The organism is Duganella sp. P38, assembly GCF_050859475.1.
GTDB lineage: Bacteria > Pseudomonadota > Gammaproteobacteria > Burkholderiales > Burkholderiaceae_D > Rugamonas.
This window is the reverse complement of record NZ_CP193936.1, coordinates 4,885,992-4,901,975: the sequence shown is the minus strand read 5'-3', so window position 1 is coordinate 4,901,975 and position 15,984 is coordinate 4,885,992. Positions and strand designations below refer to the sequence as shown.

Genomic DNA, 15,984 nt, shown 5'->3' with positions numbered 1-15,984 from the left:
TTTGATAAGGGAGTTGTGATCAAGCCTATTTTACTCCTAACCCGGCCATCTCAGCCCAGCCGCATGACAATTGCGCCACAGGCGATCAGGCCGATGGCGAGGAGGCGGCCGGGCGCCAGCCGCTCGCGCAGCAACAGCGCGGCGATGGCGGCGGCAAACAGGATCGCGGTCTCGCGCAGCGCCGCCACCGCCGCCACCGGCGCCTGCGTCATCGCCCACAGGGCCAGGCCGTAGGCGGCCAGCGTGCCGGCGCCGCCCAGCAGCAGCAGCCGCGCATGGGCGCGGGCGTAGGCCGGCAGCTCTGCCCGGCGGCCGCTGCTGGCCAGCAGCAGCGCCGCGGTCAGCACGAACAGCCACATGGCGTAGCCGGCCGGGGCGCCGGCGCGGCGCACGCCGACGCCGTCGAGCATGGTATAGGCGGCAATCACGGCGGCGTTGAGCAGCGCGTACAGCGTGGCGCGGCGGCGCGCGGCGCGGTTGGCGGCGCTGTCGGCGCCGGCGCTGGCGCCGCGCAGGATGGTCAGCGTCAGCACGCCGCCGCAGATCAGCGCGATGGCCAGGTCCTGCCGCCAGTGCAGCCGCTCGCCCAGCAGCGGCGCGCTGGCCAGCGCCACCAGCAGCGGCGCGGCGCCGCGCATCAGCGGATAGGCCTGGCTCATGTCGCCGTGGTGGTAGGCGGCCGCCAGCAGCCGGTAGTACAGCACCGGCAGCAGGCCGACGCCGCCAGCCACGGCCAGCTGGCCGGCAGCGGCGCCGCAACCAGGGGCAGCAGCGGCAGCGACACCAGCCCGGCGCCGCAGGCCACCAGTAGCGCGCTCAGGTATTTATCGGGGCCGGCCTTGACCAGCGCGTTCCAGGCGGCGTGCAGCAGCGCGGCGAACAGGACGATGCTGACGACCGTGCCGTCCACCGCCTAGCCCCGGCGTGCGATCAGCCGGTTGATTTCGGCCAGCAGCGTATCGAAGGACACCGGCTTGCGGAAGAAGCTATCGTAGGGCGGCCGCAGGTCGCGCGGCAGGATGCCGGCGCTGGTCAGGATGAAGGGAATCGCGTGCAGCGCCGGGTCGGCGCGCCACGCCACGCACAGGTCGGCGCCGTTCATCACCGGCATCATGTAGTCGGACAGCACCACGTCGGGACGCTCGCGCTGCGCCATGGCCAGCGCGGCGGCGCCGTTGGCGGCGGTGCGCACGCGGAAGCCGCGGAATTCGAACAGCATGGCATACGCCGACAAGACGTCGAACTCGTCGTCCACTACCAGAATGAGCTTGCCATCCGGGTTGCTGTCCATGATTGCGGGATGGTCGCTCATGGCCAGCCGCTAACGGTTCAGAATCGGCGGCACCGTCGGCGGCACCGGCCCGTCGATGCTCATGCCCTGGTCGGAAATGAGCAGCACGTGGTTGGCGGCGTCATAGCTGTTTTCGCGCAGCTTGAGCACGCCGATCTGGCGCAGGTTGACGCCGGCCACATCGACGTAGCGCAGCAGCACGATGTTCTCGAACAGCATCGACGCCGTGACGTCGCTCTGCACCGGCCCGGTGCCGAAGTACGGCAGTTCCTGGGTGAAGAAGGTGGTGACGTTGCGCACCCGCAGCTCGTTGACCAGCGCCGCCAGCAGCGAGCGCGAGCGGCCCTCGTGCATGACGATTTCGCGCAGGCCGTCGATGCCGTCGATCAGCAGCCGGGTCACGCCGCGTTGTTCGACATTGCGCAGCAGACCGTTGGCCAGGCTGTCGACCAGCACCTCCAGCGGCGGGTGCCAGATGATTTGCAGCGCGCCCTGGTTGAAATAGGGCGCCAGGTCGAGGCCGACGCTGCGCGCCTTTTCCAGCAGCCGCTGCGGCGATTCGTAGAAGCCGACGATCAGCGCCGTCTCGCCGCGCTGCAGCCCCTCGTGGATGAAGTGCAGCGCCATCAGCGTCTTGCCGACGCCGGGGTTGCCCAGCAGTGCGGTGGTCGAACCTTGCGCCACGCCGCCCTTGGTCAGGCCGTCCCAGCCGGGAATGCCGAAGCTGACACGGCCGGCGGCCGCCGTCGGCATCGCCGGCGACAGGCTGCTGACCGCCTCCAGCCGCGGATAAATCTCGATGCCGTCCTCGCCCACCTCGAACACGTGGCGGCCCAGCAGGTGCTTGCTGCCGCGCAGCTTGAACACCTTGATCTCGCGGATCAGCTGCAGGCCGCGCTCGTACTGGCTCAGTTCGATCAGGCCGTCGACCAGCGTGTTTTCCGAATCGGCCTGGTTGCCCTCGGTCGGCGACAGCAGGAAGGTGGTGCATTCCATGGTCGACACCAGCGAGTTCAGCGACAGCATGAACTCCGACAGCGCCACGTCCGACGGCTTGGCCTCGCGCACGGTGCGGAAGCCGTCGATGATCATGATGTCGGGGCGCTGCTCGGCCAGCGTGGCTGCGATCGACTTCAGCAGCTCGCGCAGGCCGCCGCGCAGCAGGTCGGCGTAGGCGCCGATGAACAGGATGCGCTCGTCGACCAATCGTTCGTCGAAGAAAGAGAAATTACTCAGGTGATTGAGCATCTTGCCGTGGGTTTCGGCGATCAGCGTCAGGATCAGGACCTTCTTGCCCTGGTGCGCATGCTGGAAACCGATCTGGCACGCCAGCGTCGTCTTGCCGCTGCCGGCCAGGCCCTGGATCAGGTACAGGCTGTGCGCGGGAAAGCCGCCGCCGAGAATGTCGTCGAGGCCGGGAACGTGGGTGCTGAGCAGAGGAATGCGCTCTGAGGAACGGTTATGCATGGCGCAAAGTTGTGAATGCGGCAAATAATCTCCGCACTGTAGCACACTCGCGACAAAGCCGCCTAGCCGATGAAGGAATCGAACTGCAGGTCGAATTCCTGCAGCGCCTTCTGCGCGTTCTGCATTTTCTTGCGGAATTCCGGGCCGCGCTGCAGCGCCAGGCCGACCGCCAGCACGTCGATCACCACCAGGTAGGCCAGCCGCGCCGAGATCGGCGTGTACGGGTCGATGTTGAAGATCAGGTCGATCGGGATCAGCACCGTGGCCAGGTCGGCCAGCGGCGTGCCGGACGGCGCCAGCACGATGACCTCGGCGCCGCCGCGGCGCGCCAGCTTGACCGAGCGCACCAGCGACGGGCTGTTGCCGCGCTGCGAGATCGCCACCAGCGCGTCGCCGGTGCGCAGCAGGGCGGCGGCGATGCTGTGGATGTGCGGGTCGGCGTAGGCCACGGTCGGCACGCCGGAGCGGAAGAACTTGTGCTGGGCGTCGGCGGCGACGATGCCGGACGTGCCCTGGCCGTAGAACTCGATCTTGTTGGCCTTGGACAGGATGTCCAGCGCCTTCTGGATCGCTTCCGGGTCGAGGTTGTTGCGCAGGTCGAGCAGGGTGTTGATCGAGCGGCTGCAGATTTTGTTGACCAGGTCGGCCGCGAGGTCGTCCTGGGTCGGTTGCTCGTTCAGCCCCGGCAGCGCCAGCGCCAGGCCCTGCGCCAGCTTGAGCTTGAACTCGTGCCAGCCGTCGTAGCCCAGCGTGCGGCAGAAACGCACGACGGTCGGCTCCGACACCTGGGCGTGCTTGGCCAGCGCGGTGATGTTCTGGTTGACCGTCTGCGTCGGCTGTTCGAGCACGGCCAGCGCCACCTTGCGCTCCGATTTGGAGAGCGAGTCGAGCTGGGTACGGATGGAATCTAACAACATCTAGGCTCAGTCCTCAGGCAGCACTTCTTCGCGCCACTGCAGGCCGTCGCGGCCGATCAGGGCCGAGGCGGCGGCCGGGCCCCAGGTGCCGGAGGCGTACGGCAGCGGGAAGCTGTCGTCCGATTCCCAGTTGTCGAGGATGGGCTCGACCCATTCCCACGCCGCTTCCAGCTCGTCGCCGCGCATGAACAGCGTCAGCTGGCCGCGCAGCACGTCGAGCAGCAGGCGCTCGTAGGCTTCCATGCGCGGCGATTTGAACTGCTCGCGGAAGTCCAGTTCCAGCTCGGCCTGCTTGAGGCGCATGCCGTCGCCCGGCGTCTTCGCCATCAGGTTCATGCGCAGGCCCTCGTCCGGCTGCAGGCGGATCACCAGCGAGTTCGGCTGGAAGCTGTTGGTCGGCTGGTTGAAGATCGAGTGCGGAATCTGCTTGAAGCGCACGACGATTTCGGCCAGGCCGTCGGCCATGCGCTTGCCGGTGCGCAGGTAGAACGGCACGCCGGCCCAGCGCCAGGTGTCGATTTCGGCCTTCATCGCCACAAAGGTCTCGGTGCGCGAATGCTCGGGCGCGTCCGGCTCGTCGCGGTAGCTGGGCACGGCCTTGCCGTCGACGTGGCCGGCGCGGTACTGGCCGCGCACGATGTTTTGCGCCAGCGTGGTCGGCGTGAATTTTTTCAGCGAGCGCAGCACTTGCAGCTTGGCGTCACGCACGGCGTCCGGCGCGATCGAGGTCGGCGGTTCCATGGCGACAATGCACAGCAGTTGCAGCAGGTGGTTTTGCAGCATGTCGCGCAGCGCGCCTGAGGTGTCGTAGTAGCCCATGCGGTTGCCCACACCGAGCTTTTCTGCGATGGTGATCTGCACGTCGGAAATCCATTCGCGGCGCCACAGCGGCTCGAACAGGATGTTGCCGAAGCGCAGGGCCAGCAGGTTCTGCACGGTTTCCTTGCCGAGGTAGTGGTCGATCCGGTAGATCTGCGATTCCTCGAACACCTTGCCGACTTCGGCGTTGATCTGCTTGGCCGAGGCGAGGTCGCGGCCCAGCGGCTTTTCCAGCACCACGCGCGAGTTCGGCGTGACCAGGCCGTTTTCCTTGAGCGCTTCGCAGATCTTGGCGAAGATCGCCGGCGGCGTCGCCGGGTAGTAGACCTTGGTGATGGCCTCGTCCTTGCGCAGCGCCTCGACCAGGCCCTGGTAGCTGCCGGCGTCGGTGGCGTTCAGCGACACGTAGACGATGCGCCGGGTAAAGCGTTCCCACGCGGCCGGAATCACGGCCGGCGATTTGATCAGCGGTTTCGAGGTGGTTTCGACGGTTTGCAGGAATTCCTCCTGGCTGGCGTCCGCGCGGCCGACGCAGATGATGCGGGCGGAAGGGGGCAGATCGTTGGCGACGTCGCGCGCGTACATCGCGGGCAGCAATTTGCGCATCGCCAGATCGCCGCTGCCGCCAAACAGAACCAGATCAAAATCGGAAAGAGCCATAGTGTGAAAATCGTCGCAAAAAAAGTGCCGGAGGAATGGCCGCGAGCTGGTGGCGGCCGCTTCTGTAAATTTACTACTTATAGAGGCGGTTGGCAAGAAATTTTACTACATTGCCCTATGGGAATCCGTGCTGTACAGCTAGCGAATCCGCCAGACATCCGGGGCTATAATGGGTGTGTTACGCCCCCGCCGCTGTCCAACAAGCAGATTATAAGCTGGGCCGTGCGCGCGTGCAGTCGCATTGCGCCCGCCGCTCCAGCGTGGAGTGATCCATGACTGATCGATTTGACCCTTTGCAGGCGATTGCCGTCCAGGCCGACAAGCTGATGCTGTGCGTGCTGTGGGCCTTGCAGCTGTTCTCGCTGGCGCTGGCCGGCCTGAACGACACCTGGCTGCTGGCGCTGATGATCGGCCTGCCGGCGGCCGGCGTGCCGACGGCGCTGCACTTGAGCGCGCCCGGCTCGGTGCTGACGCGCTGCGTGGTCGGCGCCGCCGTGATGGTATTCGCGGCGCTCAACATCCACCAGGCCAACGGCCTGACCGAGCTGCACTTCGGCATCTTTGTCTACCTGGCGTTTTTGCTGGCCTACCGCGACTGGCGGCCGATCGTGGTGGCGGCGGCGCTGATCGCCGTGCATCACCTCAGCTTCCATTATTTGCAGGAGTGGGGCTACGGCGTGATGTGCTTCACGCGGCCGCAATTGTCGACCGTGTTCATCCACGCCGCCTACGTGGTGGTGGAGTCGGCGGTGCTGATCTTCCTGACCACCATTTTGCGCCGCGCGGCGACCCAGGCGGCGGAGCTGGAGCGCATCGTCTCGGCGCTGGCGGCCGTCGACGGGCACATCGATTTGTCTGCCGCCGGCGGCAGCCCGCGCAGCCGGCTGGCGCGCAAGCTGCTGGAGATGCTGGCCACCATGCGCGACACCATCGCCGGCGTGCGCGATGGCGCCAATACGATCGCCGGCGCTTCCGGCGAAATCGCGCAGGGCAACGCGGAGCTGTCGCGCCGCACCGAGCGCCAGGCCGGCGGCATCGAGCAGACGGCGGCGTCGATGTCGCGGCTGGCCGCCACCGTGCGGCAGAACAACGAGAGTGCGCGCGAGGCGAACGCGCTGGCGCAAAGCGCCTCGCGCATCGCGGCCAAGGGCGGCGAGGCGGTGCGGCAGGTGGTCGATACCATGGGCGAGATCAACGCCTCGTCGCGGCAGATTGTCGACATTATTTCGGTGATCGACGGGATTGCGTTCCAGACCAATATTCTCGCGCTGAACGCGGCGGTGGAAGCGGCGCGCGCCGGCGAGCAGGGGCGCGGCTTCGCGGTGGTGGCGTCCGAGGTGCGCGCACTGGCGCACCGCTCGGCGGCCGCGGCGCGGGAGATCAAGGAGTTGATCGGCAACACGGTGCAGACGGTGGACGGTGGCAGCAAGCTGGTCGACGAGGCCGGGGCGACGATGCTGGAGGTGGTCGACAGCGTGCGGCGCGTGACCGCCATCATGGGGGAGATGAGCAACGCCAGCCAGGAGCAGAACGAGGGCATAGAGCGCATCAACAGCGCCATCGTCGAGTTTGACGAAACCACGCAGCAGAACGCGGCGCTGGTGGAGCAGGATGCGGCCGCAGCCGACGCGCTGGCGCAGGAGGCGCGGCATCTGACGACACTGGTGTCGGCGTTCAAGCTGGAGGAGGGCCGTGCGGCGCGCGGACCGCTGCCGGTGGTCCCGGCAAAGGCCGGGACCCATGCCGGGCGTGCGCCGCATGCACTCCCGCCTGCGCGGCAGTGAGGCGGCCGATCAGGCCTGGTAGTCAGGCTCGGCGCGGCCGGCCACATCCATCTGAATCGCCAGCAGCTTGCCGCTCAGCGGATACTGTTCCAGCTCCGCCGCCGGGCGCGCGCCAGCGCTGGTGACATACAGGGTGCGCAAATCCGGCCCGCCAAACGCCGGCATGGTCGGGCAACGCACCGGCAGCCTGATCTCGCCCAGCAGCGCACCTTCCGGCGACAGCTTGACGATGCGCGCGCCCTCAAACATGGCCACCCAATAATTGCCCTCGCTGTCCACGGCCGCGCCATCCGGACGGCCGCCGTAGTTGTTCTCCTTATCCGCCGAGAACTGATGCAGCACGCGCTGATTCGCCACCGTGCCGGTGGCAACATCGTAGTCGTAGCGGTACACGCGGTGCGCCGCCGTATCGGCGTGGTACATGGTTTTCTGGTCCGGGCTGAAGCTGGTGCCGTTGGAGTTGGTCATGCCGCCCGACCACGCCGTGCGCAGCTTGCCGCGCTCCAGCACAAACATCTCGGCCGCCGGCTTGTCGCGCGGCTCGTAGATGGTGCCGACCCAGAATCGTCCCGCCGGATCGACATGGCCATCGTTGAAGCGCGTGATCGCCTGATCGTAAGGGGCGGCGACGATTTCGGTCAGCCTGAGCTCTTCGCTGCCGGTGTCCAGGTGCGCGAAGCCGCTGCGCATGGCGACAATCAGGCCGCCTTGCCCGGCGATGGCCAGCGTGGCCGGCTCGCTGGCCAGCTTCCACGCGCGGTGCGCGCCGCTGGCGGGGTGCAGCCGATGCACCGTGAAGGCGGGGATGTCGACCCAGTACAGGGCTTGCTCTCGCGGATGCCACAGCGGGCACTCGCCGGTTTGCATGGCTGTCTGAAAGGCTACGTTGATTTGTTGAGTGTTCATCATTGTCAATCAGCTGTCGTTCCGGCGCAGGCGGGAACCCATGTTGCGCTTGCGGGAAACGCTCAGCATGGATTCCCGCCTGCGCGGGAATGACCGGGGGAAGGTTAGATGTGTTGTGCTGCTTTCGCCATGAAAATCAGGCCGTTGGTCGAGCTGTCATGACGCTCGGGCTTGACCTCGCCGGTCAGCTCCGCCTGGATGTTCTTGGCCAGCACCTTGCCCAGCTCCACGCCCCACTGGTCGAAGCTGTTGACGTCCCAGATCACGCCCTGCACAAAGGTCTTGTGCTCATACAGCGCGATCAGCGCGCCCAGCGCGCCCGGCGTCAGCTGGTCCATCAGGATGGTGTTGGACGGACGGTTGCCGGGGAAGGTCTTGTGCGGCACCAGCGCCTCGACCTGCTCGGCGCTCAGGTTCTGGCCCGCCAGGTCGGCGCGCACTTCGTCGGCGGTCTTGCCGGTCATGAAGGCTTCCGACTGTGCGAAGCAGTTGGCCAGCAGCGCGTCGTGATGGCCGGCCAGATCGTGCGTCGCGCGCAGCGCGGCGATGAAATCGATCGGCGTCACGTCCGTGCCCTGGTGCAGCAACTGGAAGTACGCATGCTGCGCATTGGTGCCGCATTCGCCCCACACCACCGGGCAGGTGACGGTATCGACCTCGCCGCCGCCGCGGGTGACGCGCTTGCCGTTCGATTCCATGTCCAGCTGTTGCAGGTAGGCCGGGAAGCGGCTCAGGTCCTGGTGATACGGCGCGATCGACAGCGAGCCGGCATTGAGGAACTGGCGGTTCCAGAAGCCGACCATCGCCAGCAGCACCGGCATGTTCTGTTCCAGCGGCGCCTCGCGGAAGTGTTCATCCATCGCATGCGCGCCGGCCAGGAAATCGTTGAAGAAGCCGAAGCCCACCGCCAGCGCCACCGACAGGCCGATCGCCGACCACACCGAGTAGCGGCCGCCAACCCAGTCCCAGAACGGGAACATATTGGCGGTGTCGATGCCGAATTCGGCCACCGCCGTGGTGTTGGTCGACACGGCCACGAAGTGCTTGGCCAGGCCCTCTTGCGTGCCGCCGTTTTGCAGGAACCAGGTGCGCGCGGTGCCCGCATTGAGCATGGTTTCGGCGGTGGTGAAGGTCTTGGAGGCGATGATGAACAGCGTCGTCTCCGGGTTGACCTGCGCCAGCGCCGCATCCATGTCATGGCCGTCGACGTTGGACACGAAGTGCGTCTTCAGGCGCGGATGCGCATACGAGCGCAGCGCCAGCACGGCCATTTTCGGGCCCAGGTCCGAGCCGCCGATGCCGATGTTGACGATGTCGGTGATCTGCTTGCCGCTGTAGCCGAGCCACTGGCCGTTGCGTACGCGGTCGGTGAATTCCTTCACGTGATCGAGCACCGCGTGCACGTCGGCGTTGACGTCCTGGCCGTCCACCAGCAATTTCTTGCCGCGCGGCATCCGCAACGCGGTGTGCAGCACAGCGCGTTGTTCGGTAAGATTGATCTTCTCGCCACTCAGCATGGCGTCGCGCTGGCGTTCCACGCCGCGCTCCCTGGCCAGATCGAGCAGCAGGCCGACGGTGGTGGCGTCCAGGCGGTTCTTGGAATAGTCCAGGAACAGGCCGGCCGCATCGACCGTCAGCTTGGGGAAACGTTGGGCGTCGCTGGCGAACAACTGGCGCAGTTGCCAGTTTTTAGCATCGGCGGCGTGGGAGGCAAGGGCTTGGAAGCTCGCGGTGGAAGTCAGTGCAGGCTGGCGCATAATGTTGTGAGTAGGAAGGGGATAGCAGAATGATACAGGAAAATTCGGTAAATTCACTACGGTTTCAACCGGACACCGGATTTTTTATAGCGCTAATAGGGATGATGTGACCGTGTTACGAACCCGCCAGCTTCTGCCAGCTATCTAAGAAAAGCCCATGGGCTTTCAGATTTTGTAGTAAAATTTCACGGAATCCATTCATAAGGAACGATCATGGCGTTGCACCCTGTCCTGGAAACTGTCACCAACCGCGTCATTCAGCGTAGCAAACCTTCGCGCGGCGCGTATCTGGCCCATCTCGAAGCGGCCCGCGTCAAGGGTCCGCAGCGCGGCACGCTGGCTTGCACCAACCTGGCGCACGGCTTTGCCGCCTTCCCGGCCAACGACAAGCTGGTGCTGAAAGAGGTGAAGAAACCGTCGGTGGCGATTGTTTCGGCCTACAACGACATGCTGTCGGCGCACCAGCCATTCGAGCGTTTCCCTGAAATTATCAAACAGGCCGTGCGCGAAGTCGGCGCCGTGGCGCAATTTGCCGGCGGCACGCCCGCAATGTGCGACGGCGTCACGCAGGGGCAGCCGGGCATGGAACTGTCGCTGTTCTCGCGCGACGCCATTGCCATGGCCACCGCCGTGGCGCTGTCGCACAATATGTTCGACGCGGCGCTGTACCTGGGCGTGTGCGACAAGATCGTGCCTGGCCTGCTGATCGGCGCGCTGCACTTCGGCCACCTGCCGGCGGTATTCGTGCCGGCCGGGCCGATGACTTCCGGCCTGTCGAACTCCGAGAAGGCCAAGATCCGCCAGCTCTACGCGCAGGGCAAGGTAGGCCGCGCCGAGCTGCTGGAAGGCGAGTCGCAGTCGTATCACGGCGCCGGCACCTGCACCTTCTACGGCACCGCCAACTCCAACCAGATGCTGATGGAAGTTATGGGCCTGCACCTGCCGGGCGCCGCCTTCATCACGCCGAACACGCCGCTGCGCGATGAGCTGACCAAGGCCGCCGCCAAGCGCGCCGCCGTCATCAGCGACCAGGGCGACGAATACCTGCCGGTCGGCCATGTGGTCGACGAGAAGGCCATCGTCAACGCCATCGTTGCGCTGCTGACCACCGGCGGCTCGACCAACCACACGCTGCACCTGGTGGCCATCGCCAAGGCGGCCGGCATCGTGATCGACTGGAACGACTTCGACGAGCTGTCGAAAGTGGTGCCGCTGCTGTGCCGCATCTACCCGAACGGCGAAGCGGACGTGAACCACTTCCACGCCGCCGGCGGCACCGGTTTCGTCATCCGCGAGCTGCTGGACGCGGGCCTGCTGCACGACGACGTCACCACCATCCTGGGCAAGGGCCTGCGCGCGCACTGCGCCGAGCCGTTCCTGGGCGAAGGCGGCGCGGGCGTGGTGTGGAAGGACGCGCCGCTGGTGTCGGGCGACGACAAGGTGCTGCGCAAGTACGAGGCGGCATTCTCGCCGGACGGCGGCATGGTGCTGGTGAAGGGCAACCTGGGCCGCGCGGTGATGAAGGTGTCGGCCGTCAAGCCGCAGCACCGCACGGTGGAAGCGCCGGCACTGGTGTTCAACTCGCAGGAAGATTTCATGGACGCCTACAAGGCCGGCCAGCTCGACCGCGACTTTGTCGCCGTGATCCGCTTCCAGGGCCCGCGCGCCAACGGCATGCCGGAACTGCACGCGCTGACGCCAGCGCTGGCCAACCTGCAGGACGCCGGCCGCAAGGTGGCGCTGGTGACCGACGGCCGCATGTCCGGCGCCTCGGGCAAGGTGCCGGCGGCGATCCACGTGTCGCCGGAAATCCTGGCCGGCGGCCCGCTCGGCCTGGTGCGCGACGGCGACATCATCAAGGTTTGCGCCGAAACCGGCACGCTGGAAGCGCTGGTCGATTCGGCCGCCTGGCACGCGCGCTCGATGGCGCATGCCGACATGTCGCTCAACCAGGTGGGCATGGGGCGCGAGCTGTTCTCGATGTTCCGCAACAGCGTCAGCGAAGCGGAGCAGGGCGCTACCACTTTCCCGCTGCCGTCGCCGATCCACACCACGGTGAAGCTGCATGAAAAAGAACCGGTCGGTAATACCGTGCCGGGTTCCGACGAAGATTTCTCGACCAAGAAAGAAGCCTGATATGACCCTGTCCCTGCTCGATATTATGCGTACCTCGGCCGTGATCCCCGTGATCGCGATCGATGATCCCGACCACGCCGTACCGCTGGCGAAAGCGCTGGTGGCCGGCGGCATCCGCGTGCTGGAAGTCACCTTGCGCACCAAGCATGGCCTGGGCGCGATCAAGGCGATGAGCGAAGTGGAAGGCGCCATCGTCGGCGTCGGCACGCTGACGCAGCCGGAGGAATTCGCCGCCGCGCGCGACGCCGGCGCGGTGTTCGGCGTGTCGCCGGGCCTGACCCCGGCGCTGATCGCCGCCGCCAAGAGCAGCGGCCTGCCGCTGCTGCCGGGCGTGATGACGCCGTCGGAAGTGATGGTGGCGCGCGAGCAGGGCTTCAAGCAGCTCAAGCTGTTCCCGGCGGTGCCGGCGGGTGGCGTTGGCATGTTGAACGGCATCGGCGGCCCGTTGCCGGACGTGACCTTCTGCCCGACCGGCGGCATCTCGATCGAGACTGCGCCGCAGTTCCTCAAGCTGAAAAACGTGGCCTGCGTCGGCGGCTCCTGGCTGACGCCGAAAGACCTGATGGCTAACGGCGAGTGGGACAAAATCACCGAGCTGGCGAAAGCAGCCAGCGCCCTGCGCGCCTGACCGTCGTTCCCGCGCAGGCGGGAACCCATGGCGCGCTCGCTCAGCATGGGTCCCCGCCTGCGCGGGGACGACGTTATAGATGGCTGGCGATATGCTCGCGCAGCCATTGATGCGCCGGATCGCGATGCGCGCGCTCATGCCATAGCATCGTCATCTCATAGCCGGGAACATCGACCGGCGGCGCCACCACCCGCAAGCCCGGGTGGCCACGCACCAACCGCTCCGGCACCATCGCCACCAGGTCGGTGCTGGCCAGCGCCGAAATCACAAACAGAAAGTGCGGCACCGACAGCACCACGCGCCGCGTCAGGCCGGCCTGCGCCAGCGCCTTGTCGGTGATGCCGGCGAAGCCGCCGCCGTTCGGCGACACGATCACGTGTTCCAGCTCGCAGAACTGTTTCAGCGTCGGCCGCCGTTTCAGGCGTGGATGGCCGTCCCGTCCCGCCAGCACATAGCTCTCCCTGAACAGAACGCGGTGGCGCAATTCCTGTGGCGCGTCGTGCGCCGTGTGGAAAGCGAGATCGATCAATCCTTGCTCGGCCTGGCGCGCGATATGCGCCGGCGCCAGTTCCAGCACCGCCAGCCGCGTGCCCGGCGCCGCGCCGCGCAGTCCCGCCATGGCCGGCAGCAGGATGGTCGATTCGCCATAGTCGGTGGCTGCCACGCGCCAGGTATGCCGCGCCTGCAAAGGATCAAAGGGCGCCGATGGCGAGACGGCACGGCCCAGCGCCTCCAGTGCCAGCCGCAATGGCTCGCGCAACTCCTCCGCCCGCGCGGTCGGCCGCATGCCGCGCGGCCCCGGCAACAGCAAGGGATCGCCAAAGATATCGCGCAGCTTGGCCAGGTGCACGCTGATTGAGGGCTGGGAAAAGTTCAGCCGCTCCGCCGCGCGCGTGACATTGTGCTCGGCCAGCAGAACGTCGAGCGTGACCAGCAGATTGAGGTCCAGGCGCCTGAGATTATGCATGTCTATAGCTGGAATGTAAGGAATTCATTTCTACTATACCGCAGTGCCACCTATGCTGGGGCTTTTCTCATGGAGCCTTATATGAACGTCCTTATTGTCTACGCCCATCCTGATTCACGCTCGCTCAACGGCGCGTTGAAGGATTATGCCGTCGCGCACCTGCAAGCCGCCGGCCACGCGGTGCAGGTTTCCGACCTGTACGCCATGGAATGGAAAACCACGCTGGAAGCCAACGAAACGCCCGGCCCGGACGTGCAGCGCGAACAGGAAAAGCTGCTGTGGGCCGACACCGTTATCTTCCAGTTCCCGCTGTGGTGGTTCACCATGCCGGCCATTATGAAAGGCTGGGTGGACCGGGTGTACTCCTACGGCTTTGGCTACGGCATCGGCGAGCATTCGGACCAGCGCTGGGGCGACCGTTACGGCGACGGCACGCTGGCGGGCAAGCGCGCGATGCTGATGGTGACCACCGGCGGCTGGGAGCCGCACTACAGCGCGCGCGGCATCAACGGCCCGATCGAACAGCTGCTGTTCCCGATCCACCACGGCATCCTGTACTACTCGGGCATGCAGGTGCTGCCGCCGTTCCTGATCTACCGCACCAGCCGCGTCGATCAGGCGCGCTTTGCCGATGCCTGCGAAGAGCTGGGGCGGCGGCTCGATACGCTGCAAGCGGCCGCGCCGATTCCATTCCGCCGCCAGAACGACGGCGACTACGAGATTCCCGCGCTGACGCTGAAAGAGCATATCGCGCCGGGCGCGACCGGCATGGAAATCCACCTCGCAGAGCAGTGACCGTCAGCCGCCCAACTTGGTGTAAATGGTGCCGGCCCAGCGCGCGGTGATGCGGCTGCAATGCATCTCGAATTCGTCGCCGTCCTTGGTGTTGGTGGCCTGGAAGTGATTGATGGCGATGCGGGTGGCGTCCTGCAAAGCGCCCGCCTCGGTGATCTGCTTGGGCAAGGGTTCATCGCGGATGTGCAGCAGGTATTCGACTTTCTTCGGATCGGTATTCTGGTCGTACCAGATCTCGACGCGGATCGCATCGTCATCGTGCTCGCTCTCGGCGAAGCACCGCCCCTGCCTGCGGGTTTCAAATTTAAACCGCATCGCGCGTCTCCATCTGGCCTGTGCAGAACAGCCTAGCACGCATGCGGCGCGCGCGAAACAGCCTTGCAACAGGCTAGTGTTGCAAGCGCATGCGCAAGCCGATGGGCGACATGGTGAAGGCCATCCGTTCTTCCGCCTCGCGGCCGTCAACGGTGTCGATGGACTCGATGCGGAAGCTGGACAGCAGCATGGCGCTGGCGATCTTGATTTCGAGGAGCGCGAGATAGCGGCCGGGGCACGTCCGCACGCCGGCGCCGAACGGCATCGAAAGATGTTTGTCGATGGCGCCGGCGTCGCGCCGCAGCCATCGCTCCGGCTGGAACGCCGCCGCCTGCGGCACATGGGACTCCGACACGCTGTGGTTGCGCATCACGCACCAAATCAGGCCGCCCTTGGGGACGCGCACGTCGCCGACCACGCTGTCGCGCAGCGCTTCCAGCGGCAGGAAGGGCGCCACCGGCTTGAGGCGCATGGCTTCCTGCGCGCAGGCTTCGAGATAATCCAGCGCGTCCATCTGCTCGATGGTGAAAGCGCGCGCATCCGGCGCGATGCGCATGACCTCCTGTTGTGCTTCGCGCATGGCGGCCGGGTTACGTTGCAACAGGTACAGCATCCACGCCAGCGTGTTGCTGGTGGTGTCCTCGCCGGCCAGCAGCATGGTGGTGACATTGCCGGCCACCGCCACATCATCGACGCCGCTGCCGCCTTCGTCGGCCGCGCAAATCATCGCTTCGAGCAGATTGGCCGGGCGCGCGCGACGCTCGGGCTGCGCCGCCAACCGCGCGCGGGCGGTCGCGATCAGTTCATCGACCGCGCGGTCGATTGCCCGCAGGCTGACATCGAGGCGGCGGTCTTGCGGCAGCCGCACGTAGCGCCAGTACGGGAACAGCGCCAGCGAGCGGCGCGCCACCGCCGGCAGCACCACATCAAGGTGACGCTGGATTACGTCTTCGCCGCCGTCGATGGTATTGACCTCGGTGCCGAACGCCAGTCCGGCGATGATGTCCACGCTGTAGCGTTTCAGGTCTTCCGCCAGGTCGATCGCCACGCCGTCGCGCGCGGCGCCTTGCCAGCGCGCCCGCAAGCGCAACGCCACGCTGACCAGCGAAGGGAAGTAAGCCTTTACCGCATGCGGCGCCAATGCCGCCATCACCATGCGCCGCTGGTCGCGCCAGGCCGCGCCCTCGGCGTTGAAAACGCCGGGACGCCCGCCCATCTCGTCGGAGACGCGGGCCGTGACCGAAGGCCGGCGGAAGCCGTCCGGCCGGTCGCGCAGCACGGCGCTGACCAGTTCATGGTCCGCCACCACCAGCAACGGCGTGCGGCCGAAGGTCATGCGGAACAGCGGCCCGTATTGCCGCGCCCACGCCTCCACCTGCTGATGCACGCGCAGCGGCCGCAATTGCGGCAGGTTGCCGGCCAGCGGCCACGGACGTGGTCCCGGCAGCGCGTTCATGTGGCGAAGCTCGTTGGTGGCGTTGGTGTTCAGCATGACGGCTTTCCAGAATGAGGATGCCTCATTGTGCGCTGGCCCGCGCCGGC

15 protein-coding genes are annotated in these 15,984 nt (G+C 66.4%); 4 read left to right on the top strand and 11 right to left on the bottom strand.

Translation table 11 applies throughout. The features are described 5' to 3' along the window. Positions 1 to 50: 50 nt before the first annotated feature. From ACRQ5J_RS22815 to zwf, 6 genes are all read right to left on the bottom strand, one after another. Positions 51 to 731: an EamA family transporter gene (locus ACRQ5J_RS22815; protein WP_432380057.1), complete on the bottom strand. Its 681-nt coding sequence runs from the start codon at positions 729 to 731 to the stop codon at positions 51 to 53. Further along, positions 656 to 910, bottom strand: a complete 255-nt coding sequence (locus tag ACRQ5J_RS22810; protein WP_432380055.1) for a hypothetical protein — start codon at positions 908 to 910, stop codon at positions 656 to 658. Before ACRQ5J_RS22810 ends, ACRQ5J_RS22815 begins: the two co-directional genes overlap by 76 nt. A 3-nt stretch (positions 911 to 913) precedes the next feature. Further along, complete coding sequence (locus tag ACRQ5J_RS22805) at positions 914 to 1,312, bottom strand: response regulator (RefSeq protein WP_432380053.1); 399 nt, start codon at positions 1,310 to 1,312, stop codon at positions 914 to 916. A gap of 9 nt (positions 1,313 to 1,321) precedes the next feature. Then, the gene (locus tag ACRQ5J_RS22800; RefSeq protein ID WP_432380052.1) at positions 1,322 to 2,758 is read right to left on the bottom strand and encodes an ATPase domain-containing protein; all 1,437 of its coding nucleotides are present in this window, start codon (positions 2,756 to 2,758) and stop codon (positions 1,322 to 1,324) included. Between the two features lie 62 nt (positions 2,759 to 2,820). Continuing rightward, positions 2,821 to 3,675 (bottom strand): SIS domain-containing protein, encoded by an 855-nt coding sequence (locus tag ACRQ5J_RS22795; RefSeq protein ID WP_432380050.1) that lies wholly within the window; start codon positions 3,673 to 3,675, stop codon positions 2,821 to 2,823. Between the two features lie 6 nt (positions 3,676 to 3,681). Continuing rightward, positions 3,682 to 5,154, bottom strand: coding sequence for a glucose-6-phosphate dehydrogenase (gene zwf, locus ACRQ5J_RS22790; RefSeq protein WP_432380049.1), 1,473 nt, complete (start codon positions 5,152 to 5,154; stop codon positions 3,682 to 3,684). Positions 5,155 to 5,426: 272 nt separating this feature from the next. Here zwf and ACRQ5J_RS22785 point away from each other — a divergent pair, with 272 nt between their 5' ends. Then, entirely contained in the window at positions 5,427 to 6,938 is a 1,512-nt protein-coding gene (locus ACRQ5J_RS22785) for a methyl-accepting chemotaxis protein (RefSeq protein ID WP_432380047.1), read from the top strand. Positions 6,939 to 6,947: 9 nt separating this feature from the next. On the opposite strand, the gene ACRQ5J_RS22780 is transcribed toward ACRQ5J_RS22785, so the two are convergent. Then, positions 6,948 to 7,844 carry an SMP-30/gluconolactonase/LRE family protein gene (locus ACRQ5J_RS22780; RefSeq protein WP_432380045.1) on the bottom strand — a complete coding sequence of 299 codons (897 nt, stop codon included), beginning with the start codon at positions 7,842 to 7,844 and terminating at the stop codon, positions 6,948 to 6,950. Positions 7,845 to 7,948: 104 nt separating this feature from the next. Continuing rightward, positions 7,949 to 9,601: a glucose-6-phosphate isomerase gene (pgi, locus tag ACRQ5J_RS22775; protein ID WP_432380043.1), complete on the bottom strand. Its 1,653-nt coding sequence runs from the start codon at positions 9,599 to 9,601 to the stop codon at positions 7,949 to 7,951. Positions 9,602 to 9,814: 213 nt separating this feature from the next. On the opposite strand from pgi, the gene edd reads away from it, so the two are divergent. Beyond that, a complete protein-coding gene (gene edd / locus ACRQ5J_RS22770) occupies positions 9,815 to 11,737 on the top strand; it encodes a phosphogluconate dehydratase (RefSeq protein ID WP_432380041.1) in 1,923 nt (640 codons plus the stop codon). A gap of 1 nt (position 11,738) precedes the next feature. Continuing rightward, positions 11,739 to 12,365, top strand: coding sequence for a bifunctional 4-hydroxy-2-oxoglutarate aldolase/2-dehydro-3-deoxy-phosphogluconate aldolase (eda, locus tag ACRQ5J_RS22765; protein WP_432380039.1), 627 nt, complete (start codon positions 11,739 to 11,741; stop codon positions 12,363 to 12,365). A gap of 73 nt (positions 12,366 to 12,438) precedes the next feature. Here the strand turns inward: eda and ACRQ5J_RS22760 are convergent, their stop codons facing one another. Next, the gene (locus tag ACRQ5J_RS22760; protein ID WP_432380037.1) at positions 12,439 to 13,332 is read right to left on the bottom strand and encodes a LysR family transcriptional regulator; all 894 of its coding nucleotides are present in this window, start codon (positions 13,330 to 13,332) and stop codon (positions 12,439 to 12,441) included. An 81-nt stretch (positions 13,333 to 13,413) separates the two neighbouring features. On the opposite strand from ACRQ5J_RS22760, the gene ACRQ5J_RS22755 reads away from it, so the two are divergent. Then, positions 13,414 to 14,127, top strand: a complete 714-nt coding sequence (locus ACRQ5J_RS22755; protein WP_432380035.1) for an NAD(P)H-dependent oxidoreductase — start codon at positions 13,414 to 13,416, stop codon at positions 14,125 to 14,127. Between the two features lie 3 nt (positions 14,128 to 14,130). Here the strand turns inward: ACRQ5J_RS22755 and ACRQ5J_RS22750 are convergent, their stop codons facing one another. Next, positions 14,131 to 14,442, bottom strand: coding sequence for a hypothetical protein (locus ACRQ5J_RS22750; RefSeq protein WP_432380033.1), 312 nt, complete (start codon positions 14,440 to 14,442; stop codon positions 14,131 to 14,133). 73 nt (positions 14,443 to 14,515) lie between these two features. After that, positions 14,516 to 15,934, bottom strand: a complete 1,419-nt coding sequence (locus ACRQ5J_RS22745; RefSeq protein ID WP_432380031.1) for a cytochrome P450 — start codon at positions 15,932 to 15,934, stop codon at positions 14,516 to 14,518. Positions 15,935 to 15,984: the final 50 nt, after the last annotated feature.

Bases quoted from the DNA above. Each gene is read 5' to 3' on its own strand.
- ACRQ5J_RS22805 (WP_432380053.1), bottom strand. From the start codon at position 1,312: ATGAGCGACCATCCCGCAATCATGGACAGCAACCCGGATGGCAAGCTC.
- ACRQ5J_RS22800 (WP_432380052.1), bottom strand. From the start codon at position 2,758: ATGCATAACCGTTCCTCAGAGCGCATTCCTCTGCTCAGCACCCACGTT.
- ACRQ5J_RS22795 (WP_432380050.1), bottom strand. From the start codon at position 3,675: ATGTTGTTAGATTCCATCCGTACCCAGCTCGACTCGCTCTCCAAATCG.
- zwf (WP_432380049.1), bottom strand. From the start codon at position 5,154: ATGGCTCTTTCCGATTTTGATCTGGTTCTGTTTGGCGGCAGCGGCGAT.
- ACRQ5J_RS22785 (WP_432380047.1), top strand. From the start codon at position 5,427: ATGACTGATCGATTTGACCCTTTGCAGGCGATTGCCGTCCAGGCCGAC.
- ACRQ5J_RS22780 (WP_432380045.1), bottom strand. From the start codon at position 7,844: ATGAACACTCAACAAATCAACGTAGCCTTTCAGACAGCCATGCAAACC.
- pgi (WP_432380043.1), bottom strand. From the start codon at position 9,601: ATGCGCCAGCCTGCACTGACTTCCACCGCGAGCTTCCAAGCCCTTGCC.
- edd (WP_432380041.1), top strand. From the start codon at position 9,815: ATGGCGTTGCACCCTGTCCTGGAAACTGTCACCAACCGCGTCATTCAG.
- eda (WP_432380039.1), top strand. From the start codon at position 11,739: ATGACCCTGTCCCTGCTCGATATTATGCGTACCTCGGCCGTGATCCCC.
- ACRQ5J_RS22760 (WP_432380037.1), bottom strand. From the start codon at position 13,332: ATGCATAATCTCAGGCGCCTGGACCTCAATCTGCTGGTCACGCTCGAC.
- ACRQ5J_RS22755 (WP_432380035.1), top strand. From the start codon at position 13,414: ATGAACGTCCTTATTGTCTACGCCCATCCTGATTCACGCTCGCTCAAC.
- ACRQ5J_RS22750 (WP_432380033.1), bottom strand. From the start codon at position 14,442: ATGCGGTTTAAATTTGAAACCCGCAGGCAGGGGCGGTGCTTCGCCGAG.
- ACRQ5J_RS22745 (WP_432380031.1), bottom strand. From the start codon at position 15,934: ATGCTGAACACCAACGCCACCAACGAGCTTCGCCACATGAACGCGCTG.